Genomic DNA, 26,041 nt, shown 5'->3' on the forward strand with positions numbered 1-26,041 from the left:
CTGAAGCCGAGGAGCGCTACTACGCCATGATGGCTGAAACCGCCGTGGCGGCGTGACTCAAACAAAACAGCCTCCGGCAATCCCGGGGCGGTTCACGCAGCAGCATTGAACGAGTTCAGCACTAACGCGGATCATAGCGGCGCATATGGCTTACCGCAAGCACGAGTGGATCAGATAACCCAAGCATACACCGACTACAGTAATGGCGTGTTTGCGCCAAATAATTCAACGTCGCTTTCGACAATGAATAAGATCGATTTTGCTGATGCCGACAATATCGGATCAGTCGCTATGGCTTTTATTAAAGCTGGAACTACAGCCTCTATATCAGCATTAGGAGCCGCCTTCAGTGATGCCGACCAGCTACTCAAAGAGTTTGAGACTACTACACTGGGTAGCTCTCCCTCCTCTGTGCGAACTGCTGCTGTCGCTGTGGGTACTGTAGTTGATCAATTTATGATTCATGACGGCTATTACATCCCGCAAGCGGCGGATGCGAACGGGAGCGGCGGCGTCTCGAACAACATTGCCGGATCTATCGTTACAAAGTATGGGCTCAGTGGGGGTTTTGATGTGGCAACTTTGGAACGGATCAACGTGCCGTTTGCTGACGCAAGCTTCGCGGTTGGCGGCCTTGTACACGTCCCTTTTGCTAATCCAATTACCGTAACATCCGGCACCGATGTTCATTTGCCCCCTCTCTTTGGCGAGACCTATGTGTATGATCCGTCCAGTAGCAAGGTATTCGTAGTCGGATCGAGCATCGACGGCCACGATAGTGGCGCTCTGATAATCGACACACCGGTGTTTGGTGGTTTTGCAACATTTGCCAAAGGAACCTATTCCGGCTTCACGCTGCAAGCCAACGGTAACGTCGCGATCGACCTGACGACTTCAGCCGGTGACGCGCTTGGCACGCTGTCCTTCAATCCATCGTCCGACGCGGGCACCTTAACTTTACCTGGCCTTCCCGCCGATTTTGCGACAACGGGAATGTCGATTCCAATCTCTGTAAGCTCAGCAGCACATTTAGTTGCTTCTACGGGCTCCGCTGAGCAAGCCTTGCTTGGTGATTTGTCTGCGCTCGGCGATCCCTTGACGGCAGCGCAGCTGGATCAGCAGGAATTCAACTATCTCAATCCGGTCGGAACTCCTTCGACACTCAGTGGAACAGTCACAAATCCCAATAACACCTACGCTACGCTTACCTTTACGGTTGTTGGAGGCAGCGCTGGTGGGCTGACCATAACCGGACAGAACACTGTGGTAGTTAGCAATGGTTCTTCGAACCTCACTCTGCCCGTGACAAACAACATTCTTAATACCGACGGTCAGGCCGGCGGTCCGGTTGATCTAAGCCGAGATACGATCAGCAATATTCAAACACTCGCATGCAATGACGCCGTCGGCACTATCATCCTTACGCAGAGCGAATTGGGCAGCTTCAATGCGATTACTGTTGGCGCAGGCATGCAGGGTGGTACGTTCGTCGCCGCGACGGGCGGAACATACAGCCTCAATATTGCCAGCATCAACTCGACCGCAAGCTTCAACCTTACGGCCGCCGACTGGTCTGGTACGACACTCATTGGAAATAATGGGGGAAATGAGCAGCTAACGGCTAGCCAGTTCGGCAACGACACGCTGACTGCGGGGAACGGTGCGGGTGATTGGCTTGTCGCGGGCGAAGGCGTCGATACACTTACTGGCGGTACAGGTGGAGATACATTTTATGCCGTGAATGGGCTTGCGGCTGGATCTGTATTGCAGGGCAATGGCAGCAATAATACGCTGTACGCTTGGGGTGACATTAGCAGCGCTACAGTCTCAGGCATTCAACGTCTGTATGCCGGAGAGCAAGGCTTTTTCAATGATGGTACTCTGGGGCTTACTTTAACCGCAGCTCAATTCAACGCATTCAGTTTTGTGCTAGCTCAAAATTTGCCAACATATGCAGCTTCAGCCGGAACATATTCGCTGAATAATGTCACCAACTCAATCAATTTGGTGGCGACGTCGACTGGCGGAACGACTCTGGATGGCAGTGGAAGCGCCTATGGGTATGAAACTCTGACAGCTAGCGCAACAGGCAATGATACGTTGAAGGCCAGTAATTTCAACAATGATACACTGATCGCAGGCGGCGGTGTTGATACCTTAATTGGCGGAACTGGCAATAACCAAATATTTGTAGCCAACAACGGACTGGCCGCAGGTTCGGTCATCAATGCAACCAATCATCCTGCGGGTTACTTTGAAACGCTACAAGCAGCAGGAGATATCAGTGGCGCTTCTATTTCCGGAATTACCAATCTCAATCTTACGGGTGATATTACACTGACAGCAAGTCAGTTAAGCAGCTTCACAAATGGACTCTTTGAAGCTGGAGTAAATGCTACCCCGAGCACCATCTTTGCCGCGACAGGCGGCGTCTATAATGTGCTGTTTTCCTACAGCCGGGTAAATCCGTTCAATATGGTCGCTCTATCCTCAGCTGGGACGACGCTTGAAGAAGGCGCTGTCAGCAACATAACATTGACGGCAAGCAGCTCAGGCAACGATACCTTAATTTCCTACGGCTCGTCCAACATCACTCTGGACGCCGAGTTTTCTACTGGCAATGACAACCTTTACGCGGCTGAGAGCATTTCGGGGACTTCTTCCGGTGGTAATGGCGACAGCTCGGTGACCATGCTTGTTGGCCAGGGTAATGACAACCTCTACGGTGGTGGCGGGAATACCATCTATGACTTTGGAACTAGCTTTGGGCAGGATGTTATAAATCATGCTTACGGATTAGGCGCCTCTGGCTCGTACGGAGCCATTAATTTCGCTTCGGGCATCACGCTCGAGAATTTGTGGTTTACGCAGAGCGGCAACAACCTGATCATCAGGCTGCTTGGCACAAACGATACGATTACTGTCCAGAATTGGTTCGGCAGCGTGGTGGCGGAGGTCCAAACCATTAATGCGGGAGGACTGACACTGCTTAATACGAGCGTAAGCGCACTCGTCAGCGCCATGGCAACGTATCAAGCAGCGCATTCAAGCTTTAACCCTGCAACGGCGACAAGTATGCCGACCAGCACGACGTTGCAGACTGCGCTTACCTCGGCATGGAGCGCTGCTTCCGTTGCTGGAGCGATGGCTAATCAGTCTACGCTCGATTCGATTGTTGGTGGCTATAAAGTCGTAGACACTGGGACCAACGTTGCAGCAAATCTGGCCTTCCTAGCCTCCGATGTCAGCCATATCGCTTCGATCATCTTGACAGACATCCTCGCGCCAACGCTGTCATTAACCGGATCGCAAGTGACTTCTGACGTATCCGTTTTGAATAAACTTATCAGCGGTTACAATTTGTCGCTGTCTGGCGGCGGCACTTTCACAATGGGTAGCTTCACAAACAACATCGACACTGTAACTCTGCAAGCGGCGCCGTCGGGTCAGACCCAACCAGCTTTTAATGTTACATCAACCGTTGGCGACTTGACGATCGTAGACTCGGGGAGTGGCGATAGTGTCACCATCACCGGTAGCTCCCCCGACACCGTGAATATGAATGGAAGCAACGACACACTCACGGATTCGTCGACCGCAACAAATACGATCAACGTCAACGCCACGGGTGCCCTCATCTACGGCGATAACGACACTATCAACGCAGCGGCCAATGTCATAATTAGCGATGGCTATGGCGGCAATATCGTCAATCTTAACAATGCCGGCGGCACGACCTTTTATGACGGTGGCAGTTCCGGCGAAACCATCAATATCTCTGGTAACGGTAGCAACGATGATTATGTCTCCGCGTCGAGCTCCACGATCACGTTCCAAAACAATGCGCGTGCGGATACCTATGGAAGCCATAATACAATCTCCGCTGGCTCCGGCGACATCGTCGGATCCTACAACGGCACCAACAATGCGGTGACCATCGGCAGCAACAGTAGCGCTTGGCTCGGCAGTGGCAGCAGCAATACCATCAATGTCAATGGCAGTAGCGGCGGTAGCAACGTCTATGACTCGGACACTTCGGGCGATACCGTCAATGTCTCCGGCAACGGCACCAGCGGCACGTCGGACGGCATCCATATCGCGAGCGGTACGGTGGGGATCGCCAGCAACGCCAATGCCTATATCGTTGGTAACAGCAACACCATCACCGCGGGTTCGAACGATACCGTTGGTATCTATGGCACCACCAACACGTTGACCATTGGCACGGCTGGCACCGTCAATATGGGCACGAGTGGCGGTAACACCATTAATATCACTGGTGCGGGTAACAGCGCCGTTTACGACTCGTCGAGCACCGGCGACGCCGTGAATGTCTCCAACACCAGCAATGGCGCCAACGACGATTATATTAACCTCTCGAATGGCAGCGTGGTTTATCAGAGCGGCGCCCGCGCCGATATTTTCGGCAACAGCAACACGGTGACCGCGAGCCTCAATGATACGGTTGGCGTCGACGGAACCGGCAACGCGGCGACGATCGGTAACGGTAGCAATATCTGGCTCTGGTACGGCACGAACGCCCACGACACCGTCAATGTGACAGCCAGCAACGGCGGCGACAACGTCTATGATTCCGACACCAGTGATACCGTGAATGTCTCCGGCAACGGCACAAGCGGCACATCGGACGGCATTCATATCGCGAGCGGTACGGTGGCGATCTCCAGCAGCGCCAATGCCTATATCGTTGGTAATAGCAATACCATTACCGCGGGTTCGAACGATACCGTTGGTATCTACGGCAGTGCCAACACGCTGACCATTGGTGCTGCTGGTACCGTCAATATGGGTACCAGCGGTGGCAACACCATTAATGTGACCGGCGCCGGTAACAGTAACGTTTACGACTCGTCGAGCACCGGTGATACCGTCAATATCTCTGGCAACGGCCAATGGGGAACCGACAACTATATCAGCCTGTCCAGCGGTACGGCGGTTCTGCAATCTAATGCCCGCGTTGATATTTATGGCAGCAATGACACCATCACCGCCGGAGCGACGGATGCGTTCGGCGTACATGGCAGCAACGACACGGTGACGATGGGGGCCAACACCGATCTTTGGCTTGACCCCAGCACCAGCGATACCAACGACGTGCTGAATGGCGGTGGCAGCGATCAATATAACTTCGCTTCGACCTTTGGCAATTATACGATCAACAATGGCGGCGGTACGACCGCGAACGGCAGCATCAGCTTCGGTTCCAGCGTTACGGATGAAAATCTCTGGTTCAAGAAGAGCGGCAATAACTTATTGATCGACCTTCTCGGCACGACCGACCAGATCACTGTCAATGGCTGGTTCACGAGCGGAGCCGCGGGCAACCAAGTCGCGGATATCTATGCCGGCAGCCTGACGCTCGATACGCAGGTGGCGCAGTTGGTGTCGGCCATGGCGAGCTATGCCTCCGCTCATAGCGGATTTAATCCCCAGACCGCCACGGCAATGCCCACGGATACGACGTTGCAGAGCGCGATTACGGCGGCTTGGCATACGTGAGTAAGTTGCGCTAGAAATGACCAACCGCCGGTGCTGTCCGGCGAAGCCTCGCGGCCTCATATTTTTTGCCGTGAGTGGCTTTGAGCCGTGCCCGGCAGTGCCTTCAGAATGAATTTATAGAAACACCCTCACCTTTCGTGGGGGTCGCTATTGCGTTTGTGAGAGCATTTCATGCGTCGCGCGGTTTTGTGTTTGCTGATGTTGGGCTGTGTCATGCCTTGCGGCGCAATGGCCGAAACCGAGACTCTCGAACAGGCATGGTCGGAAGCGTATCGTATCAATCCGTCTTTGCAATCCGAACGCGCCAAGCTGCGTTCGACCGATGAAGCGGTCGCACAAGCGCAAAGCCACTGGCGCCCGAGCATCGACGCCACCGCCAATATCGGCAAGACCTACCAATATCTTCCGGCGCAAAAACAGGTCGGGCTTGACCCGAATTTCTCCGACACGTCGCGTAGCTATGGTGTGCAGGTGTCGCAACCCTTGTTTCGCGGCTTTCGCACCGACTCCGAAACCGAGGCCGCCGAAAACCAGGTGCATTCGGGCCGTGCCAAGCTCGATGACGCCGAACAGCAATTGTTTGTCGATACAGCCACGGCCTATCTCGACCTGATCCGCGACCAGGCGGTTCTGGAAAGCAACCGCGAGAACGAACATGTGCTGGAGCAGAAACTCAAAGAAACCGGCGTCCGCGCCCATTATGGCGAGCTGACGCAAACCGATGTGCGGCAGGCGGAATCGCGTTTGGCGCGGGCGCATGTGGCGCGTTATCAGGCCGAAACCTCCCTCACCGCTGATCAGGCAAGTTACGCGCGCCTTGTCGGGCACATGCCGGAACAGCTGGCATCGGTTGATTTGCACCTGGCAGAGTCGAAAGAGCTGGACGACCTCCTGCATCTCGCCGAAACGCGGAATCCGAAAGTCATCGCTGCGCGTTATGACATCGACGAAGCCAAGGCCGAGGTTGATCTGAACAAAGGCAGCCTCCTCCCTGAAATCAACCTTGTCGGCAGCAGGACGCAGAACTGGGGGCAGAGCATTACGGTTCCCGGTCATCAGGATTCCAGCCAGATCCTGGTTCAGGCGACCATGCCGTTGTACCGTGCTGGCACCGATTACTCCAAGACGCGGCAGGCCGAGCAGACCGTCACCGCCCGGCGCATGGATCTCGAAGAAGCGCGGCACAAGGCGCGCGAGACTGCGCATAACGCCTTCCAGACTTTCCAGTCGGCGGAATCCGCCGTGGAAGCGGACAAGGACGAGGTCAAGGCTGCTGCAGAAGCGCTGGCAGGCGTGCGTGAGGAATCCAAGGTCGGCACGCGCACCACGCTCGATGTTTTGAATGCGGAGCAGGAGCTGCTCGACGCCAAAATTGACCTAGCCAAATCTCTCCATGACCGCAATCTGGCGATTGTACAGATCAAGGCCGCGATAGGCATCTTAACGGTCGCGGCGCTCCAGCTGTCCGTGCCCGCCTATGACCCCGAACAGCATTATCATGACGTGCGTAACCAGTGGATCGGCTTCAGCCGCGACGATGACCACTATCAGGTCCCGCCTGCCGATGAAGAGGCATCGCGGTAGCGCACATGACAGCGGCGGATATCATAGCACCCAACTCTCAATCGCCCGGCACCGGCCTGTCCTGCTTTATTCTGGTCTTACGCTTTCTAGGCATTGCCGCCGACCCTGAACAGTTGATGCACCGCTATGGGCGCGAGTTCGGCGTTGAAGAGATTTTACGCTGCGCCAAGGAGCTGAAGCTCAAAGCCCGTGCCATTGACAGCGATTGGGACCGGCTTGGCAAGACCGCTCTTCCCGCCATTGCCGTCCGGCGTGATGGCAGTTTCTTCATTGTCGGGAAGCTTGCTGCCACCACGGTTCTGATCCACGAACCCGTCACCGGCAAAATGCAGTCACTGAGCCGTGACGAATTCGAAAATCTCTGGAGCAACAAACTGATCCTGATGACGCGACGGGCAGGGCTTGGCGAGCTGGCACGCCGGTTCGACGTGACCTGGTTCCTGCAAGCGATGCATAAATACCGGCGTTTGTTGGCCGAAGTGCTAGTGGCCTCGTTCTTTTTACAGGTCTTCGCGCTGATCTCGCCGCTCTTTTTCCAGGTGGTGATCGACAAGGTGCTGGTGCATCGCGGTCTGACGACGCTTGATATTATCGTCTTCGGCCTCGTCGTGGTTGCGGTGTTTGAAAGCCTACTTACCGCGCTGCGCACCTACGTTTTCTCTCACACTACCAACCGTATCGATGTCGAGCTTGGTGCGAGGCTGTTCAAGCATCTTGCCGCTTTGCCAATAGGCTATTTCGAAAGCCGCCGCACGGGTGACAGCGTCGCCCGCGTGCGCGAGCTTGAAAATATCCGTAATTTCCTGACCAGCTCAGCGCTGACCCTCGTCATCGACTTGTTCTTTACCTTTGTCTTTCTTGGTGTCATGGCCTGTTATTCCATGACGCTGACCGGCATCGTTATCCTGTCTTTTCCGTTCTATATCGCCATCTCGGCGATTGTGACCCCGGTCTTTCGTCGCCGTCTGGACGAAAAGTTCAATCGTGGCGCCGAAAACCAATCATTTCTTGTCGAAAGCATCACCGGCATTGAGACCCTGAAAGCCCTCGCGGTCGAACCGCAGATGCAGCGCCGCTGGGAAGAGCAGCTAGCCGGTTATGTGCGTTCCGGATTCCGTGTCTCCAATATCGGCAACTGGGCGAGCCAGTCGATCCAGCTAGTCAGCAAACTAGTGACCGCAGCCGTCCTGTTCTTCGGTGCGAAGGCCGTCATCAATAATGATATGAGCATCGGCGAGCTGGTCGCCTTCAATATGCTGGCGGGGCGCGTGGCGCAGCCGGTCTTACGCCTCGCACAAATCTGGCAGGATTTTCATCAGGCGCGTATTTCGGTCGCGCGTTTGGGGGATATTCTCAATACCCATCCCGAACCAACCTTCACGCCCGGACGCACGGCTTTGCCAGGCATCAAGGGCAGCATCAGCTTCGAGCATGTCGGCTTCCGCTATCGCGTCGATGGTCCCGAAATCCTGCACGACATTAACGTCACCTTCGCCGCCGGGCAGGTCGTCGGTATCGTCGGGCCATCGGGATCGGGCAAATCCACTTTCGCCAAGCTGGTGCAGCGGCTTTATGTTCCGGAACATGGCCGTGTGCTGGTGGATGGAGTCGATCTTGCGGTCGTCGATGTCTCATGGCTCAGGCGGCAGGTCGGCGTGGTGCTGCAGGAGAATGTCCTTTTCAACCGCTCGATCCGCGACAATATCGCCCTCGCCGATCCCGGCATGCCGATCGAGCGCGTGATCGAAGCCGCGACGCTCGCAGGAGCCCATGAATTTATCCTCGAACTGCCGCAGGGTTACGACACGATTGTGGAGGAGCGCGGCTCCAACCTCTCCGGTGGCCAGCGCCAGCGCATCGCCATTGCGCGTGCGCTGGTGATGAACCCGCGCATTCTGATTTTTGACGAAGCCACTTCTGCCCTCGATTACGAAAGCGAACGCATCATCCAGCAGAATATGAGCCGGATCGTACAGGGCCGCACCGTCATCATCATCGCGCATCGTCTTTCCGCCGTACGCCATTGCCACCGCATCATCACCATCGAGAAAGGCCGCATCGTCGAAGACGGTGCGCATGATGAGCTGATCGAAGCCAAAGGCCGCTATGCCTCGCTTTGGGGCATTCAGGGAGGCGCGCATGCGGCTGGTTAAGTTCATCAAGCCCTATGTACTGCAGCTAATCGCCTATCTCAAAAAACACTATGAGATACAAAAACCGCGCGTGATCGCGGGGCTGCGCTTTTTATGGCAAGAAATCACCGAACTCCGCAAAGACCCGCAGAAACGGGCGGAGCTGCGCGACTGTATCCATGCCTTTGCGAAACTGGCCTACACCAATGCCCAAGACCTCAAGAAGTGGGAAGAGCTTAACAACCGCATCCTCGGCAAAATCCGCGAGCTGCCGCATTCCCATCTACTGACTGGCCAGACCGACGAGCATGAGTTTTTGCCTGCCGCGCTTGAAATCGTCGAAACACCGCCCTCACCCGCCAGCCGCCTGATTGCGGGAAGTATCATCGCATTCCTGCTGATCGCGCTGCTTTGGTCGATCTTCGGCTCGGTCGATATCATTGCGACGGCGACGGGCAAAATCGTGCCGACCGGGCGCACCAAGATCATCCAGCCTCTTGAATCCGGCGTTGTCCATGCCATCCATGTGCAGGACGGCCAGCATGTGAAGGAAGGTGATGTGCTGATCGAGATCGATACGACGGTCAGCGCGGCGGAGCGTGACCGGCTACAAAGCGACCATATGCAGGCGATGCTCGATGTGGCGAGGCTCAAAGCCGCTCTCAACCTCGACGGCGATCCGGTCGCAAGCTTTATGCCGCCTGAAGGCGCTACACCGACGCAGATCGACCTGCAAAAAAGCTACCTGACCAATCAGGTCGATGAAATCCGCGCCAAGCTTAGTGGCCTCGACCACCAGATCAAACAGCATGAAGGCGACCGCGATTCCGTCGCCGCCACGATCGCCAAGCTAAACCAGAGCATCCCCTATCTTGAAAAGCGGGCAGAAGCGCGCGAGGCGCTGGCCAAGAAGGGCTATGGCTCAAAACTGGAGTCACTTACGACGCAGCAGGACCTCGTCGAACACCAACAGGAATTAAAAGTCCAGCAGGGCAAGCTGGATGAGGCGGAAGGAGCCCTTGCCGCGCTCAAGGAACAGCGCCTGCAAGCCGAAGATGAATATAAGCACACTAATCTCAAAGACTTATCAGAAGCCGAGCAAAAGGAAGCCAGCCTTGGCGCCCAGCTAACTCAGGCGGCGCAGAAATATCGCCTCCAGACCCTGACAGCGCCGGTCGACGGCACGGTTCAGCAGCTCGCAGTCCATACCGAAGGCGGCGTCGTGACCCCGGCGCAAGTGCTGATGTCCGTTGTTCCTGCCGACAGCCATATGGAGGTCGAAGCCATGATATCCAACCGCGATATCGGCTTCGTTCGCGAAGGGCAGGAGGCCGAGATCAAAATCGACACCTTCAACTTCACCAAATACGGCCTCGTGCATGGCGTGGTGCAATCGGTCTCGCATGACTCGATCCAGCGCGAGAAACCTGCGGACAAATCAGAAAGCCAGCGCCACACTGGCGACGAAAGCGACACCAGCGAACCGACGGGGCAGGAGCTGGTCTATTCCGCCCGCATCGCCCTCGACCAGACCGAAATGGATATCGACGACCATATGGTACCTCTGGAGCCCGGCATGGCCGTCACCGCCGAAATCAAAACCGGCTCCCGCCACATCATCGAATACCTGCTCTCCCCGCTCCTGCGCCACAAGCAGATGGCGTTGAGGGAGCGGTAAAAAGGCCACAGGCCGTGTGATTGTGGGTTTACCGAATTTCCTTTTGGGAACGCGCCGATTGCGCTATTACCCCATGCAACGGGGCAGACGGTTTTGGGTGGTTAGTCTGTTAACGGATTTGCTTTAGTGCTTGCCTGGCGCGGGTTACCGCGCGTTTAGCTCCAAAGATCGAGCGAAAAGAGTCCGCCAGGACGCGGGATTTCAGGCATTTCTAGCACAGAATTTAGCACATCCGTTTTTTGACTCCGAATACGCCAATAATTTCAATTACTTGGCTATACGGCATAACACTTAAAATCCCTCGGCTCGTGAGAGCTGTGCCGGTTCGACCCCGGCTGCCCGCACCACCTGAGCTGAGGCCACATACTCCGCCCACAACATCACCCAGAAACACACCAGCGCCGCGGCGAGTTGGACGAAGCTGTCCCCGATCGATAGCCCCGCGAGCGCGACGAGTGCTGGAGCGGCAACGCCTGACATCAGCACGGCTGCAAGGGCCGCGGCCGGGAGATCGACGATGAGGATGGCGCTGTAGAGCGCCGGCTCGAAGAAGGCGTATTCCTTCAGGCGCGGCGCGCAGAGATAGAGCGCGACCATCGCGAGCGCCGTGATGCGCAGGGCCTCGCCTCGATGATCGATCAGCCAGCGATCCAGTCGTGCCGGGAACGTGCCGTCACGGCCCGCTTGTCGGTTCACCATGCGCAGCACCACCAGGGCAAGCGGCCCGAGCAGCAGCACGACGGCCAAGAGCGCATAGGCTATGAACACGACTGGCTTGCTGCGGCCGAGCCCGAGATGGTCCAGCGCGCCTTGCGCCAGCAGCAGCAGCGAAGGCGTGGTGTCGACCACATAGATCGAATGCTGGTCGGGGATTTGCCCCCGCATCGCCAGCAGCCAGCTCGAAAACAGATCGGGATAGAGCAGCATCGAGAGCAAGACCGGCAGCACCAGCCCTGCGGCCGCGGCTGCCATCAAGCCGATCTTTTGACGGCGCGGCAGCGGCAGAAGATAGAGCGCGGCCAGCACCGGGCTGTAGACGAGCTTGAAGGAGGCGACGAGGCCGAGCAGCACCGCGCCGAGGACACGCAAGCCGAAGCTTCGATCATCGTCCGCACCCGGCGCAGGGACGCGAAGCAGCAGCGCCAGCGCAGCCGCACTCAGCGTGCCGCTCAGAAGCGTAAAATTGCCCGAGGCCGACACCCATTCGAAGCCGACGAAGGCGCCGAGCGCCCAGAGTACCCTGAGCGCAATATCGCGCACGCCGCCGCGGTCGCGGCCCACACCCGGCAGCAGCAGGCCGCACAGCATGGCGAGCAGGAGAAAGACGCCGCGGTAATGATCGACCAGCCAGCCGCCCGCGCAGAGCGGACGGAACGCGTCGAGCGTCACCGGCAGATAGGGATAAGAGAGCTGCGTGCCCTTGAGGTTTTTCACGAAGTAAGGATCGAGCCCGCTGGCATGCGCATCGACCGCCGCGCAATTGACGCGCACGTCCCAGCCATATTTCACATCGAGCGCGAGATCGCTGAGGAGATTGCCAAGCACCAGCAGCGTCACCAGCGCGATCAGGCCGTCGAGCCAAAGGCTCCGCTTGCCGGCTGTGCCGGCGAGCGGTCCCGTCCAACGTGCTGTTCCGGTGATATCCGACACGTCTGGTCCTGCCCGAGCCTCGCGTTCCCTCGGCGCCCGACCGGCGCCCGGTCCGGCCACACTGGACACGATGCGTTGCGGATTCATCTCCCCGATCGGTTGCCCCCGCTCTTATGGTGAATCCCTGGTTTCCAGAGTTGCCTAGCGCGAGCCACGGGCGGCGAGCCAGGCATCGAGCGCCTCTCTCGTGTCCTGCGTCGCCGCCATGCGGGCGAACTGCTCGCCTTCGATGGCCAGGCCCTCCGCGATCGAAACGTTGAGGCCGCGCGTGGCTGACGTGATGATTCGCGCCACGGCGAGCGCGGAATGCCTGCTGATGCGATCGGCCAGTGTGAAGGCCGCGTCCAGCAGCTGCTCATGCGGCACGACGTGGTTGACCAACCCGATCTCGCAGGCCCGCAGAGGCGAAAAGGAATCGCCGGTGAGAAGATATTCGAGCGCGCGCTTGCGCCCCGCTAGACGCGGCAGGCGCTGCGTGCCGCCGAAGGTCGGCGTGATGCCGATCGCGATCTCGGGCTTCGCAAAGGTCGCCCGCTCGCTGGCGACAGCCAGATGCACGGCCTCCGTGATCTCGCAGCCGCCGCCGAAAGCGATGCCGTTGACAGCGGCGATAACAGGCTTTGGAAACGCCTCCATGCGCGCCGTCATCGCCTGCCCGCGCCGCACGAAGGCCTTGACTGCGGCATCGGGGCCATCTTTCACGCTCTCGGAGAATTCGGCGATGTCGGCGCCCGCCGAGAAGGCGCGATCGCCGGCGCCGGTCAGGACCACGGCGCGTATGCGCGCATCGTCCTCGATGAGATCGAACATCGCCATCAGCTGATCAATGAGCGCGTAGCTCAGCGCATTGAGCTTGCTTGGGCGGTTAAACGTCAATAGCGCGACAGCGCCGCGCATTTCCGAGAGTACGAAATCAGGCAAGTGCAGGCTCCTTCCAGATCGAAGAGGAAGAAGTCAGCCACAGCGGATTTGTTGTGTATACTCACTAGGCGGTATACATTGCCAAGATGGCAACCAAGGGTGACAGCACACGGGAGCAGATCGTCATTGCGGCGACGCGGCTGTTCTATGGCGAGGGCATCAGGGCGGTGAGCATGGACGCCGTCGCCGAGAAGGCCGGCGTCACCAAGAAGACGCTCTATTATCACTTCACCAGCAAGGACCAGCTCGTCGCCGAGACCATCGCGGCCAGGGACCAGCCGACGCTGGACCTCTATATGCGCTGGTTCGCCGAAACCGACGGCACCGTGGCGGACAAGATCCGCGGTCTCTTCACAAGGCTCGGCAAATCGGTCGACACGCCGAAATGGCGCGGCTGCGGCTTCCTGCGCACGATCGCCGAGCTCGCCAACACGCCGGCGCACCCGGCGGTCAAGGCCGGTGCGGCCCACAAGAAGCGTTTCGAAGCGTGGCTGGAAGCGGAATTGCGCGACCGTGACATCGCCGATGCGGCCGCGCTTGCACGCCGGATCGTGATCCTGCTCGACGGCGCCACGACGGTGATGCTGATCCATCGCGATCTCGCCTATGTCGAGACTGCAGGCCGAATGGCGCTCGATCTGGTCACGCAGGCCCGGCGCGCAGGCTGACTCCGCTAAAGCGCGATGAGATTGGGTTGAATCGTCATCGCGCTTTAGCTCTCTGTTTGAGCAGGATCTTTTCGGAAAACCGCTTCACACTTTTCCGGATCCTGCTCTAGCGCCATCTTCACCATTTGTTGTCCGTCTTGTTGTCCGTTTCGCTGCCCCGCCTACCACCCATCCCAAAACATGGGTTGTGCGACGCAACATCCGCGTTAGATATCGCCTCTGAAATCAGAGGTGAGCTGCTTGTCCGACGTCAATGCCGACGAATGGGTGTCCTCGGGGCACCGTCCAATGGGTTTCCCCGAATTCGTTGTGGTGATCGCGTCCATCATGGCGCTGAATCCGCTTGCGATGGACATGATGCTGCCGGCGCTGCCCAACATCGGGGCGGCGTTCGGCATTCCCAACGCCAACCATCTCCAGCTCGTGCTGTCGACCTTCCTGATCGGCTTCGGCGCCGGCCAGTTCGTCATGGGCCCGTTGTCCGACCGGTTCGGTCGCCGGCCGGTGCTGCTCGGCGGCATGGCTGTTTATGCGGTGGCGAGCGTGCTGGCAGTCGCCGCGCCCTCGTTCGAGACGCTACTGCTCGCCCGCGCGCTTCAGGGGCTCGGCACTTCTGCGACGCGCGTGATCGCGACTTCGATTGTCCGCGACTGTTACGCCGGCCGCCGCATGGCCAGCGTGATGTCGCTTGCCATGATGATCTTCATCGCGGTCCCAGTGATCGCGCCCTCGTTCGGGCAGGCGGTGCTGCTGGTCACGCATTGGCGCGGCATCTTCGTCGTGCTGATGCTCTACGGCATCGTCGCGCTGGCATGGAGCGTGTGGCGGCTGCCTGAGACACTGCCTGAAACCGAGCGCCGGTCGCTCGCGCCCGCCGACGTGCTCTCGGCCTTCCGCCAGACCGTCACCAACCGCCAGACCATCGGCTATGCGACGGCTGCAGGCGCCGTGATGGGCGCGCTGTTCGCTTTCGTGTTTTCAGCCCAGCAGGTGTTCACGAGCATCTATCATCTCGGTCATTATTTCCCGCTCGCCTTTGCCGCGATTGCGGCCGGCACCGCCGGCGCAGGCTTCCTCAATGCAAAGCTGGTCGGGCGGCTCGGCATGCGCGTGATCTCGCACGGCGCGCTGATGCTTTATGCCGCGGTATCAGGTGTGATGCTGCTGACCGAGATCCTCGGCGTGTTGCCGCTGCCCCTGTTCATGGTGCTGTCGGCGCTCATGATGTTCTCGTTCGGCATGATGGTGGCCAATTTCACGGCGCTGGCGATGGAGCCGCAGGGCCATATCGCCGGCACTGCGTCCTCGCTCTACGGCTCGATCACGACACTGATCGGCATCGTGGTTGGCACCGCGATCGGCCAGAGCTTTGACGGCACGCTGCTGCCGTTCTCGACAGGCTTCTTCCTGTCGACGATTGCAGCACTCGCGATCGTGCTCGTCGTGGAGAAGGGACGGCTGTTCAAGCCGCACAACCGCCCGATCGTGTGAGGGGCTTTACTGGTCCAGACTGCGCTTGCTGGCGCTGATATCCTGCGCCGCATGTTCGGGTGATGTGCCGCCCTGCGTGCGCGGCGGCACCATCAACACGACGACGTCGCGGCTCAGGCCGAGCCAGCCCAAGAGCGAGGCCTGCACGGTGAATTCCCGCCGGACGAAGGCGCCGGCACGCGAGGAGACAACCTCCATCCAGCGGCCGCAATCATCCTGGCCCTGAAAACAGAGCGCAGCCCAGCCGCTATCGAGCGTCGTCTTGCGCGGCATTCCCCAATCATACTGGTACTCGAACGGCCGCGCGTAATGCGGATGATCCGGGCTGTAGAAGGCCGTGGCGAAAGCAAGTGAATCGTCGCCGCTGACGGCTCCGAGCGGCTCACTTGTCAGCTCGCGCCATTGCCGCGTGAGCTCGCCCGCGGCCTGCTGGTAGAGATTCCGTCCCTCTTCGTAACCGTTGATATTGCGATAGACGGCGTGGATCGGTGCTGCGACCAGGACGGCGACAAGCGCAACGCCTGACACGATGACAGCGACATTGACGGTGTAGAATCGTTCGACCGGATAGCGGGCGCCGCAGACGATCAGCACGACGAACAGGAACAATCCCTGCAAGGCCCACAGCGAGGGCAGATCCGTGCCCAGTGCGAGCGACGTCAGGACAGGCAGAACGATCGTGCCGATGGCGACGTAGAACAGAAGCCGAATGCCCGAGCTCATCGCGGCGAAGTCGGCCGGAAACTGCTTGAGGCGCGTGCCGGCGATGAACACCCAGACAATTGCGGCGACGCTGATGGCGGCCACAAGGCCCAGCAGAAAGTCCTTCACCTCACGCAGCGAACTGATGGAATTGCCGTTGGCGTGAGCCAGCGCGTAGCCGAAGGTCGACGCGCCTGTTGTCGCGAGCCAATGGATGTGCGGCGACAGCACCGCAAGCCCGGTGACGGCCGAGATCCACGGCGAGGCTGATGTGAAATAGGCGCGGCGCGCCGGATGCGCCAACGCGGCGAATGCAAAGCTCGCGACCAGGAAGATCGAGTAATATTTTCCGACCATGGCGAGCGCCGAGGCGCATCCGGCCGCGACCGCCCAGACGGCACCGCGGGTTTCGAACGCGCGCAGGAAGCACCAGGTCGCAAGCGGCCAGGTCGCGAGCAGCACGGAATTGGCGTTGAAGCGCTGGGCGTGGAATTGATAGGCCGGTGTCAGCATCAACAGCAGCAGCACCAGGATGCGCTTGTGCCCGGTCACGAATTGCCGCGCGACGCAATCGACGAATACCAGCGCGAGCCCCGCATTCACCATCGCCATCAATTGCAGCGACCAGTCGCTGAGCGGGAACACCGAGGTCCAGCTTGCCGCAACCCAGCCCATCAGCGGCGGGTGCTTGTGATAACCGAAGGCGAAGTGCCGCCCCAAGGTCCAGGCCTCGAGGGTGTCAGGGTGCAGGCCGCTGCCGGCATAAGCAATGGCGAGATAGAGCGTCCAGACCGCAATGAAGCACGCGATGAGAAGCGGGACTGCCCAGCCCGCCTCCACGCCATCGAGCCAATGCAACAACGGACCTCGCCAGCGCGCCGGCGCGCGATCCGACCGTTCGGCCATCGCCTGGAATGCAAAATCGATCGGCAAGGGATTCAGATCAACAAGTTCAAAGCGACGGATGAGGAAAGTGATGCACGAAGACGAACCATCTATTTCAGATCAGAAACAAATAGCAATGATTGCAGACTGGAACAGTTAAAAGCGCCCCGCATTTCGACGCGGGCATGCAAAAAGACAACGGCGCCGCTGATGACAGCAGCGCCGCGTGTTATCGGGGGAAACGCACGGGACGCCACCGTCCCGAACTCGGCCCTGCTTACTCCGACTTGTCGATGTTCCAGAACACCGGGGTCGCCGGGCCGTCGATCACGCCGGAGATCGACTTCCGCCACGCGCTGGGCCCCTGAAATTGCCCCAGCGGGACGTAGAGCACCTGATCGTAAGCTTCCTTCTGGATTTCGGTCGCGATCTTCTTCTGATCGTCGAGGGAGCTCGCGCGAACGAAGGCGTCCTTGAGCTGCTCGATCTTGGCATCCTCCGCCCAGCCGAACCAGCCGCCCTTCTTGCCCTGCCCGCCGACGGCGATGTTGGAGATCGGGTTGGAGGCGTCGGCGCTGACCCAGTTGGTGATGAACATGTTCCAGCCGCCCTCCTTCGGGGGCTTCTGGCTGGCTCTGCGGCTGACCACCGTCTGCCAGTCGGTCGCCTGCAAATCGACCTTGAAACCGGCTTCGCGCAACTGCTGGGCCACCACGATCGGTTGAGCCTTCAACGTCAGCACGTCGCCGGGCGCCATCAGCACCACGGGCGTCCCGTCGTACCCGGATTCGGCGAGCGCCTTCTTCGCGGCCGCCATGTCGCCGCCTTTCGCGAGCGTCTCACCGCCGATGTCCGTCGCAAACGGCGTGTCGCAGATGAAGGCCGCAGCACAAATCTTGTAGTATTTGGGATTGCCGATCAGCGCATCGAGCACGTCCTTCTGGTTGACCGCCAGGAATGCCGCGCGCCGAACCTTGACGTTGTCGAACGGCGGATGGAGGAAGTTCATCCGCGCGCCGGTCTGGAATCCGAACTTGTTCAGGATATCGGTTTTGAGGTCCTTGTCGGCTTCAATGGTGGGCAACATTTCGATGGCAGGATTTTCCATGAAATCGATGTCGCCCGATTGCAGCGCGTTCAACGCCGTCTGCGCGTCCGGCATCGTAATCCATTCGACGCGGTCGACCTTCACCACCTTGCCGCCGGCGGTCCAGCTCGGCGGTTCCTTGCGCGGCACATAATCGGTGTTCTTGACATAGACCGACTTCACGCCCGGCTGGAATTCGTTCTGCACGAACTTGAAGGGGCCTGAGCCGATCTGCTCGGGGATCTGCTTGTCTGCCGGCGTCTCGGCCAGACGCTTCGGCATCATGAAAGCAACCCGCGAGGACGGCTTGCCGATCGAGTCCAGCACGAGCGCGTATGGCTCCTTCAGCTTCAGCGTGATCGTCTTGGGGTCGGTCGCCTCGATGCTCGCGGTGAACAGCATCATCTGCTGCCCCATGCTGTCGACCACGGCCCAGCGCTTCAGCGAGGCCACGCAATCGTCCGCAGTGACCGGCGTGCCGTCGTGCCACTTCAGGCCGTCGCGCAGCGTGAAGGTGTAGGTGAGCTTGTCGTCGGAGATCTTCCAATCCGCCATCTGCGGCTGGATCTTGAAGTTGGAATCCGTCGCAATCAGCGTGTCGTAGACCATGTAACCATGGTCACGCGCGATATAGGCGCTGGTGAAGATCGGATCGAGGATGCGCAGATCCGAATGCATCACCGCGGTGACAGTCTTGTCCGCGGCAAGAACCGGCGAGGCCAGTGCCGTGGATAACGCCAAGACTGAAAGCGCGAAGCCCGAAAGTGCAAGTTTGGAGGCGAACGACCGACGCCCCCGACGCATGAGATGGAACATTGAAGTTCTCCTGGCGAGCGGTTGGCTGACGAGCGACGCCGCTGATGACAGCGGCGCCGCGTAACGTTCAGAACGCAAGGCGCGAGATGCGCCTTGCCTCAGCTGGACTTGACCTCACTCCGACTTGTCGATGTTCCAGAACACGGGGGTCGCCGGACCGTCGAGCATGCCCGACAGCGACTTCCGCCACGCGCTCGGCGCCAGATACTGGCCAAGCGGGATGTAGATCACCTGGTCATAGGCTTCCTTCTGGATCTCGGTCGCGATCTTCTTCTGATCGTCGAGCGAGGCGGCGCGGACGAAATCGTCCTTGAGCTTCTCGATCTTGGCGTCTTCCGCCCAGCCGAACCAGCCGCCCTTCTTGCCCTGGCCGCCGATCGAGAGATTGGAGATCGGGTTGGACACGTCGGCGCTGACCCAGTTGGTGAAGAACATGTTCCAGCCGCCCTCTTTCGGGGGCTTCTGGCTGGCACGACGGCTCACCACCGTCTGCCAGTCGGTCGCCTGTGCGTCGACCTTGAAACCGGCTTCGCGAAGCAGCTGCACCGCGACCGTCGGCTGCGCCTTCAGCGTGACGACGTCACCGGGCACCATGACGACGACGGGCGTGCCGTCATAGCCGGACTCGGCGAGCAGCTTCTTGGCTTCCGCCATGCCGTTGCCCTTGACCAGCGATTCGGAACCGACATCGGTCGCGAAGGGCGTGTCGCAGATGAAGAAGGCGCCGCAGATCTTGTAGTACTTCGGATTGCCGACGAGCGCGTCGAGCACGTCCTTCTGGTTCATCGCCAGAAGCGCGGCGCGGCGGATCTTCGGATTGTCGAAGGGCGGATAGAGGAAGTTCATGCGACCGAGCGTCTGGTAGCCGAACTTGTTGAGCGTCTCGACCTTGAGATCGGGATTGCCTTCAAGCACCGGCAGCAGATCCCACGGCGGCACTTCCATGAAGTCGATGTCGCCCGATTGCAGTGCGTTCACCGCGGTCTGCGAGTCCGGCATGGTGATCCATTCGACGCGGTCGACCTTCACGACCTTGCCGCCGGCGGTCCAGCTCGCCGGCTCCTTGCGCGGCACGTAGTCGGTGTTCTTCTCGTAGACCGCCTTCACGCCGGGCTGGAATTCGCCCTGCACGAACTTGAACGGACCGGAACCGATCTGCTCGGGGATCTGCTTGTCCGGCGGCGTCTCGGCGAGGCGCTTCGGCATCATGAAGGGCACGCGCGAGGACGGCTTGCCGATCGACTCCAGCACCAGGCTATAGGGCTCCTTCAGCTTCAGCGTGATCGTCTTGGCGTCGGTCGCCTCGATGCTCGCTACGAACTGCATCATCTGCTGGCCCATGCCGTCGACGGCGGCCCAGCGTTTCAGCGAGGCGACGCAGTCCTCGGCGGTGACGGGCGCGCCGTCATGCCATTTCAGGCCGTCGCGCAGCGTGAAGGTGTAGGTGAGCTTGTCGTCGGAGATCTTCCAGTCCGCCATCTGCGGTTGGATCTTGAAGTTCGCATCCGTCGTGATCAGCGTGTCATAGACCATGTAGCCATGGTCACGCGTGATGTAGGCGGTGGTGAAGATCGGATCGATGATGCGCAGATCCGAATGCATCACCGCCGTGATGGTCTTGCCGGCCGCAAATACCGGCGAGGCCATCGCCGTCGAAAGCGCGACGACCGACAGCGCAAGTGTGGAGGCGAGCGCGCGACGCCCCCGGCGCATGAGTTGGAACATAGAAAGTTTCTCCTGACGTGAAACTGTTCAAAGGCAGGTTATTGGTTGAGCATGAGGTTCGTTCCTTAGGCGAACTAACCTCGTGCAATGCCTTTATCTTTTCGAGACTTGCAGACAGTCTTGAGCGCGTCAATCCGCTTTCAGTGCAAGCCCTTGCAGCGAACGCGCGGGCTCCACAAAGATCGGATTGGCTCTACAACTCTCTCCGCCTGCCCTGCCCGGGCAATGCAATGCGCGTTCCACCTTTCGAAGATCGAGAGACATTGAGATGAATCCAACCAATCTCCCCTTTGATTCCGAGGCGATGCTCGAAGGCCTGCGCACCTGGGTGGAATGCGAGAGCCCGACCTGGGACGCGAGCGCGGTGAACCGCATGCTCGATATCGCGGCGCGGGATATGGCGATCATGGGTGCGACGATCGAACGCATCGCCGGTCGCCAGGGCTTTGGCGGCGTCATCCGTGCGCGCTTTCCGCATCCCAAGCAAGGCGAGCCGGGCATCCTGATCGCCGGCCACATGGATACCGTCCACCCGGTCGGCACCATCGAGAAGCTGAAATGGCGCCGCGAAGGCAACAGATGCTACGGCCCCGGCATCTATGACATGAAGGGCGGCAATTACCTCTCGCTGGAAGCGATCCGGCAGCTGGCGCGCGCCTCCTTCACCACGCCCCTGCCGATCACCATCCTGTTCACGCCGGACGAGGAAGTCGGCACGCCCTCGACGCGAGACATCATCGAGGCGGAGGCCGCGCGCAACAAATATGTGCTGGTGCCCGAACCCGGCCGTGCCGACAACGGCGTCACTACCGGACGTTACGCTATCGCCCGCTTCAACTTGGAAGCGACGGGACGGCCGAGCCACGCCGGCGCGACATTGTCGGCCGGACGCTCGGCAATCCGCGAGATGGCGCGGCAGATTCTGGCAATCGACGCCATGACGACGGAAGACTGCACCTTCTCCGTCGGCGTCGTGCATGGCGGACAATGGGTGAATTGCGTTGCCACGACCGCGACCGGTGAAGCGCTCTCCATGGCCAAGCGCCAGGCCGATCTCGACCGCGGCGTCGAACGCATGCTGGCCCTCTCAGGCACCACCAACGACGTCACCTTCAAGGTCACGCGCGGCGTGACGCGGCCGGTGTGGGAGCCGGATGCCGGCACCATGGCGCTGTATGAAAAGGCGCGCGGGATCGCCAAATCTCTCGGCGCGGAATTACCGCATGCGAGCTCCGGCGGCGGATCCGACGGCAACTTTACGGGCGCGATGGGCATTCCGACGCTCGACGGCCTGGGCGTGCGTGGTGGCAATGGACACACGCTGGAAGAGTATATCGAGGTCGAAAGCCTGGTCGAGCGCGGCCGCCTGATGGCGGGGCTGCTGGCGACGCTGGAGTGACGCACCGAGTGCGCGATGCCGTCAAAACAACTGGCCGCACTGCAATATCTGTGGCCTTGATGGCACGGGAATTGCTGAAATGTTAGGCTGATGGCAGAACGGGCCATGACCGCTACTGCCGATTTGACTCTCATCTGACGGATACAACTTGCTCGGATATCTCCTTCGCCGAATCCTCGCCGCGGTGCCCGTGATGGGTGTCGTCGCGCTGTTCGTATTCCTGCTGCTGCGGCTGACGCCGGGCGATCCCGCCGCGATCCTCGCCGGCGACAATGCGACGCCGGAGCGTTTGGAACGCATCCGCACCTCGCTCGGCCTCAACGAACCGCTGATCGTGCAGTTCATCACCTGGGTGAACAAGCTGCTGCATGGCGATCTCGGAACCTCGCTGATCTCCAATCTGCCGGTCATGAAGATGATCGGCCAGCGCGTCGAGCCGTCGATCTCGATCGCGCTGTCGACCATCATTCTCGCCGTCATCGTCGCCGTGCCCCTGGGCGTCATCGCGGCGTGGAAGCACGGCACCTGGATTGACCGCTTCGTGATGGGTCTCTCCGTGCTCGGCTTCTCGGTGCCGGTGTTCGTGGTCGGCTATGTCCTGATCGAGGTGTTCGCGATCGACTTGCGCTGGGTGCCGGTGCAGGGCTTCAAGAGCATCTCGGCCGGTTTCGGCCCGTTCTTCGAACGCATCATCCTGCCGACCTGTGCACTCTCCTTCATCTATATCGCGCTGATCGCGCGGATGACCCGCGCGGCGATGCTCGACGTGCTCGGCGAGGATTACGTGCGAACCGCGCGCGCCAAAGGCATCAACGAGGTCGCGGTGATGATGCGGCACGCGCTGCGCAATGCGGCCGTGCCCGTGATCACCGTGATCGGCACCGGCTTTGCGCTGCTGATCTCCGGCGTCGTCGTCACCGAGAGTGTGTTCAACATCCCCGGCATCGGCCGCCTCACGGTGGACGCCGTGCTGGCGCGCGACTATCCGGTGATCCAGGCGATGATCCTGCTCACCTCGCTGATCTACGTCGTCGTCAATCTCCTGATCGACGTCGCCTACACGCTGCTCGATCCCCGCATCCGGTACTAGGGCTAAGGAAAAGTATAACAATGGCGGTCGACAGCCTTCCCCAGTCCTCCATTCCGATCACGTCGCCGCTGCGACCCAAGCTCGGATTCCTCACCTCGACGCCGATCATCGCGGCGGCCACGATCTGCCTCACGCTGATCGTACTGGTCTCGATCGTGGCACCTTTGATCGCGCCGCATGATCCGGTCCAGCTCGCACCGTCGCTGCGGCTCAAGCCCGCATCGGCGCAGTTCCTGCTCGGCACCGACGCCTACGGCCGTGACCTGTTGTCGCGCGTCATCTATGGCGGCCGCATCTCGCTGCTGATCGGCATCGGCTGTGCGATCCTGTCGATCGTCATCGGACTTGCGATCGGCCTCGTCTCCGGCTTCTTCAAGCTGGTCGATTCCGTGCTGATGCGCGTCATGGACGGCCTGATGGCGATGCCGAGCATCCTGCTCGCGATCGCCGTGGTGTCCCTGTCCGGGGCCAGCATCTGGACCGTGATGGTCGCGATCACCATCCCCGAAATCCCGCGCGTGGCGCGCCTCGTGCGCTCGGTGGTGCTGTCGGCGCGCGAAGAACCCTATGTGGAAGCCGCGATCTCGGTCGGCTCGTCGCTGCCAAAGATCATGTGGCGGCATTTGATGCCGAACACGATCGCTCCGCTGATCGTCCAGGGCACCTATGTCTGCGCCTCCGCGATCCTGACCGAGGCCATCCTCTCCTTCCTCGGCGCCGGCATCTCGCCGGAAACGCCGACCTGGGGCAACATCATGGCCGAGGGCCGCCAGTATTTTCAGCTCAAGCCGACGCTGATCTTCTGGCCGGGCCTGCTGCTCTCGATGGCCATTCTCAGCATCAACCTGATCGGCGACGCCGCCCGCGACGCTCTCGATCCCCGCATGAAGCAGCGGGAGGGCAAGTGATGGCCGATCAAATGACCAACCCCGTCCTCGACATCAACAATCTCGTCGTCTCCGTCGGCAAGAAGCCGGGCGGGCCGAAGATCATCGACGGCATCTCGATCCAGGTCCGCGAAGGCGAGACGCTGTGCCTCGTCGGCGAAAGTGGTTCGGGCAAGTCGGTGACCTCGCTCACCACGATGGGCCTGCTGCCGAAGGGCACGCTGGTTCCGACCAGCGGCAGCGTGAAGCTGGTCGGCGAGGAGATCCTCACTGCGACCGATCGCCGCCTGCGCCAGCTGCGCGCGACCAGGATGGCGATGATTTTTCAGGAGCCGATGACCGCGCTCAATCCGGTCGTGCACGTTGGCCGCCAGATCGACGAGGTCCTGCGCGCGCACACCAACCTCGATGCCAAGGCCCGTAAGAAGCGCATCCTCGACATGATGGAGCAGGTCCGCCTGCCCCAGGTCGAGCGCATCTTCGCCTCTTACCCGCATCGCCTCTCCGGCGGTCAGCGCCAGCGCATCATGATCGCGATGGCGCTCGTCCTCGAACCGAAGCTGCTGATCGCAGACGAGCCGACCACCGCGCTCGACGTCACCACCCAAAAACAGATCCTGACCCTGATCCGCGACCTCCAGCGCGATCACGGCACCGCCGTGCTGTTCATCACCCATGACATGGGCGTGGTGGCCGAGATCGCCGACCGGGTCGCCGTGATGCGGCAGGGCCGCCTGGTGGAGACCGGTCCGCTCGATGCCGTGCTGCGCAATCCCACGATGGAGTACACCCGTAACCTGCTGGCTGCCGTGCCTAGCCTGGTGCCGCGCGCGCCTCGTGAGGAAAGCCGCGAGCCGGTCGTGCTGGAGGCCAACGAGCTCAGCAAGGTCTACAAGGAGCGCGCGTTCTTCGGCAAAGGCCGCGAGGTCGTCGCCGCCGACAAGGTGACGCTGACGCTGCGCAAGGGCCGCACCCTCGGCATCGTCGGCGAAAGCGGCTCGGGCAAGTCGACGGTGGCGCGCTGCATCGTCCGCCTGATCGACCCGACCTCCGGCGGCGTGCGTCTCGCCGGCCGCGAGATCTCGGACATCTCGCGCCGCCTGCTGCAGCCGCACCGGCAGAAGATCCAGATCGTGTTCCAGGATCCCTACCGCTCGCTCAACCCGCGCGTCACCGTCGGCGAGAGCATCGCGGAAGGCCCGATCAATTACGGCGTCTCGCATGCCAATGCGATGAAGCGGGCGCGCGAGCTGCTCGAGCTCGTCGGCCTGCCGAGCGACGCCGTGTCGCGCTATCCGCACCAGTTCTCCGGCGGCCAGCGCCAGCGCATCGCGATTGCGCGCGCGCTCGCGCTCGATCCTGACGTGCTGGTCGCGGATGAGGCCGTGTCCGCACTCGACGTCTCCGTGCAGGCACAGGTGCTTGAGCTGCTCGACGAGATCCAGAAGCGGCTCGGCATCGCCATCCTGTTCATCACCCACGATCTGCGCGTCGCAGCCCAGATCTGCGACGAAGTCGTGGTGATGCAGCACGGCCGCGTCGTCGAGCAGGGCCCGGCCGCGCAGGTGCTGACGCATCCGCAGGAGGCCTACACGCGGGCGTTGCTCGAAGCGGCGCCGGGCCGCGGCTGGGACTTCGCGAACTTCCGGCCGGTGTCGGAGGGTGTGGCGGCCACTGTGTAGCTCCATCTTCAGTGTCGTGGCGGCCCCCCGGCGCCCGGAGCCACAAAGCCGGCCCCCCCCCCCCCCCAGAGTTTGGGGGGTGGGGCCAACGCCCCCCCCCCCCCCACCCACACAAAAGAAATGC

Annotated in this window: 15 protein-coding genes; 10 read left to right on the plus strand and 5 right to left on the minus strand. The window is 60.4% G+C overall.

The genetic code is table 11. The annotated features are described in order from the left end of the window. Positions 1-105 precede the first annotated feature (105 nt). The 4 genes from M2427_RS40970 to M2427_RS40985 all read left to right on the plus strand — a co-directional run bounded on the left by M2427_RS40970 (position 106) and on the right by M2427_RS40985 (position 10,914). Complete coding sequence (locus M2427_RS40970) at positions 106-5,520, plus strand: calcium-binding protein (RefSeq protein ID WP_280712405.1); 5,415 nt, start codon at positions 106-108, stop codon at positions 5,518-5,520. Between the two features lie 171 nt (positions 5,521-5,691). Further along, positions 5,692-7,104, plus strand: coding sequence for a TolC family outer membrane protein (locus M2427_RS40975; RefSeq protein WP_280712406.1), 1,413 nt, complete (start codon positions 5,692-5,694; stop codon positions 7,102-7,104). Positions 7,105-7,109: 5 nt separating this feature from the next. Then, on the plus strand, positions 7,110-9,257 hold the full coding sequence (locus tag M2427_RS40980; RefSeq protein ID WP_280712407.1) for a type I secretion system permease/ATPase: 2,148 nt from the start codon (positions 7,110-7,112) through the stop codon (positions 9,255-9,257). Further along, entirely contained in the window at positions 9,244-10,914 is a 1,671-nt protein-coding gene (locus M2427_RS40985; RefSeq protein ID WP_280712408.1) for an HlyD family type I secretion periplasmic adaptor subunit, read from the plus strand. The genes M2427_RS40980 and M2427_RS40985 overlap by 14 nt, the downstream gene beginning before the upstream one ends. A gap of 291 nt (positions 10,915-11,205) precedes the next feature. Here M2427_RS40985 and M2427_RS40990 read toward each other — a convergent pair whose 3' ends face one another. Together M2427_RS40990 and M2427_RS40995 are read right to left on the minus strand one after the other, a co-directional pair. Beyond that, entirely contained in the window at positions 11,206-12,564 is a 1,359-nt protein-coding gene (locus M2427_RS40990) for a hypothetical protein (protein WP_280712409.1), read from the minus strand. 141 nt (positions 12,565-12,705) lie between these two features. Beyond that, on the minus strand, positions 12,706-13,485 hold the full coding sequence (locus M2427_RS40995; protein ID WP_280712410.1) for a crotonase/enoyl-CoA hydratase family protein: 780 nt from the start codon (positions 13,483-13,485) through the stop codon (positions 12,706-12,708). A gap of 86 nt (positions 13,486-13,571) precedes the next feature. Between M2427_RS40995 and M2427_RS41000 the strand changes: the two genes are divergently transcribed. Both M2427_RS41000 and M2427_RS41005 read left to right on the plus strand, forming a co-directional pair. Beyond that, positions 13,572-14,153 (plus strand): TetR/AcrR family transcriptional regulator, encoded by a 582-nt coding sequence (locus tag M2427_RS41000; protein ID WP_280712411.1) that lies wholly within the window; start codon positions 13,572-13,574, stop codon positions 14,151-14,153. Between the two features lie 240 nt (positions 14,154-14,393). Further along, positions 14,394-15,644 carry a multidrug effflux MFS transporter gene (locus M2427_RS41005; protein ID WP_280712412.1) on the plus strand — a complete coding sequence of 417 codons (1,251 nt, stop codon included), beginning with the start codon at positions 14,394-14,396 and terminating at the stop codon, positions 15,642-15,644. 6 nt (positions 15,645-15,650) lie between these two features. On the opposite strand, the gene M2427_RS41010 is transcribed toward M2427_RS41005, so the two are convergent. From M2427_RS41010 to M2427_RS41020, 3 genes are all read right to left on the minus strand, one after another. Then, positions 15,651-17,252 carry a glycosyltransferase family 39 protein gene (locus tag M2427_RS41010; protein WP_280712418.1) on the minus strand — a complete coding sequence of 534 codons (1,602 nt, stop codon included), beginning with the start codon at positions 17,250-17,252 and terminating at the stop codon, positions 15,651-15,653. A 256-nt stretch (positions 17,253-17,508) separates the two neighbouring features. Beyond that, positions 17,509-19,134, minus strand: coding sequence for an ABC transporter substrate-binding protein (locus tag M2427_RS41015; RefSeq protein WP_280712413.1), 1,626 nt, complete (start codon positions 19,132-19,134; stop codon positions 17,509-17,511). A gap of 114 nt (positions 19,135-19,248) precedes the next feature. After that, complete coding sequence (locus M2427_RS41020; protein ID WP_280712414.1) at positions 19,249-20,859, minus strand: ABC transporter substrate-binding protein; 1,611 nt, start codon at positions 20,857-20,859, stop codon at positions 19,249-19,251. Positions 20,860-21,127: 268 nt separating this feature from the next. On the opposite strand from M2427_RS41020, the gene M2427_RS41025 reads away from it, so the two are divergent. The 4 genes from M2427_RS41025 to M2427_RS41040 all read left to right on the plus strand — a co-directional run bounded on the left by M2427_RS41025 (position 21,128) and on the right by M2427_RS41040 (position 25,917). Continuing rightward, positions 21,128-22,258, plus strand: coding sequence for a M20/M25/M40 family metallo-hydrolase (locus tag M2427_RS41025; RefSeq protein WP_280712415.1), 1,131 nt, complete (start codon positions 21,128-21,130; stop codon positions 22,256-22,258). A 148-nt stretch (positions 22,259-22,406) separates the two neighbouring features. Further along, positions 22,407-23,348: an ABC transporter permease gene (locus tag M2427_RS41030; RefSeq protein ID WP_280712416.1), complete on the plus strand. Its 942-nt coding sequence runs from the start codon at positions 22,407-22,409 to the stop codon at positions 23,346-23,348. A 20-nt stretch (positions 23,349-23,368) separates the two neighbouring features. After that, positions 23,369-24,256, plus strand: coding sequence for an ABC transporter permease (locus M2427_RS41035; RefSeq protein WP_280712417.1), 888 nt, complete (start codon positions 23,369-23,371; stop codon positions 24,254-24,256). A gap of 11 nt (positions 24,257-24,267) precedes the next feature. After that, positions 24,268-25,917 carry an ABC transporter ATP-binding protein gene (locus M2427_RS41040; RefSeq protein WP_280712419.1) on the plus strand — a complete coding sequence of 550 codons (1,650 nt, stop codon included), beginning with the start codon at positions 24,268-24,270 and terminating at the stop codon, positions 25,915-25,917. Positions 25,918-26,041 lie beyond the last annotated feature (124 nt).

Origin of the sequence: Bradyrhizobium sp. BR13661, from assembly GCF_029892425.1 — a bacterium.
Lineage (GTDB): Bacteria > Pseudomonadota > Alphaproteobacteria > Rhizobiales > Xanthobacteraceae > Bradyrhizobium.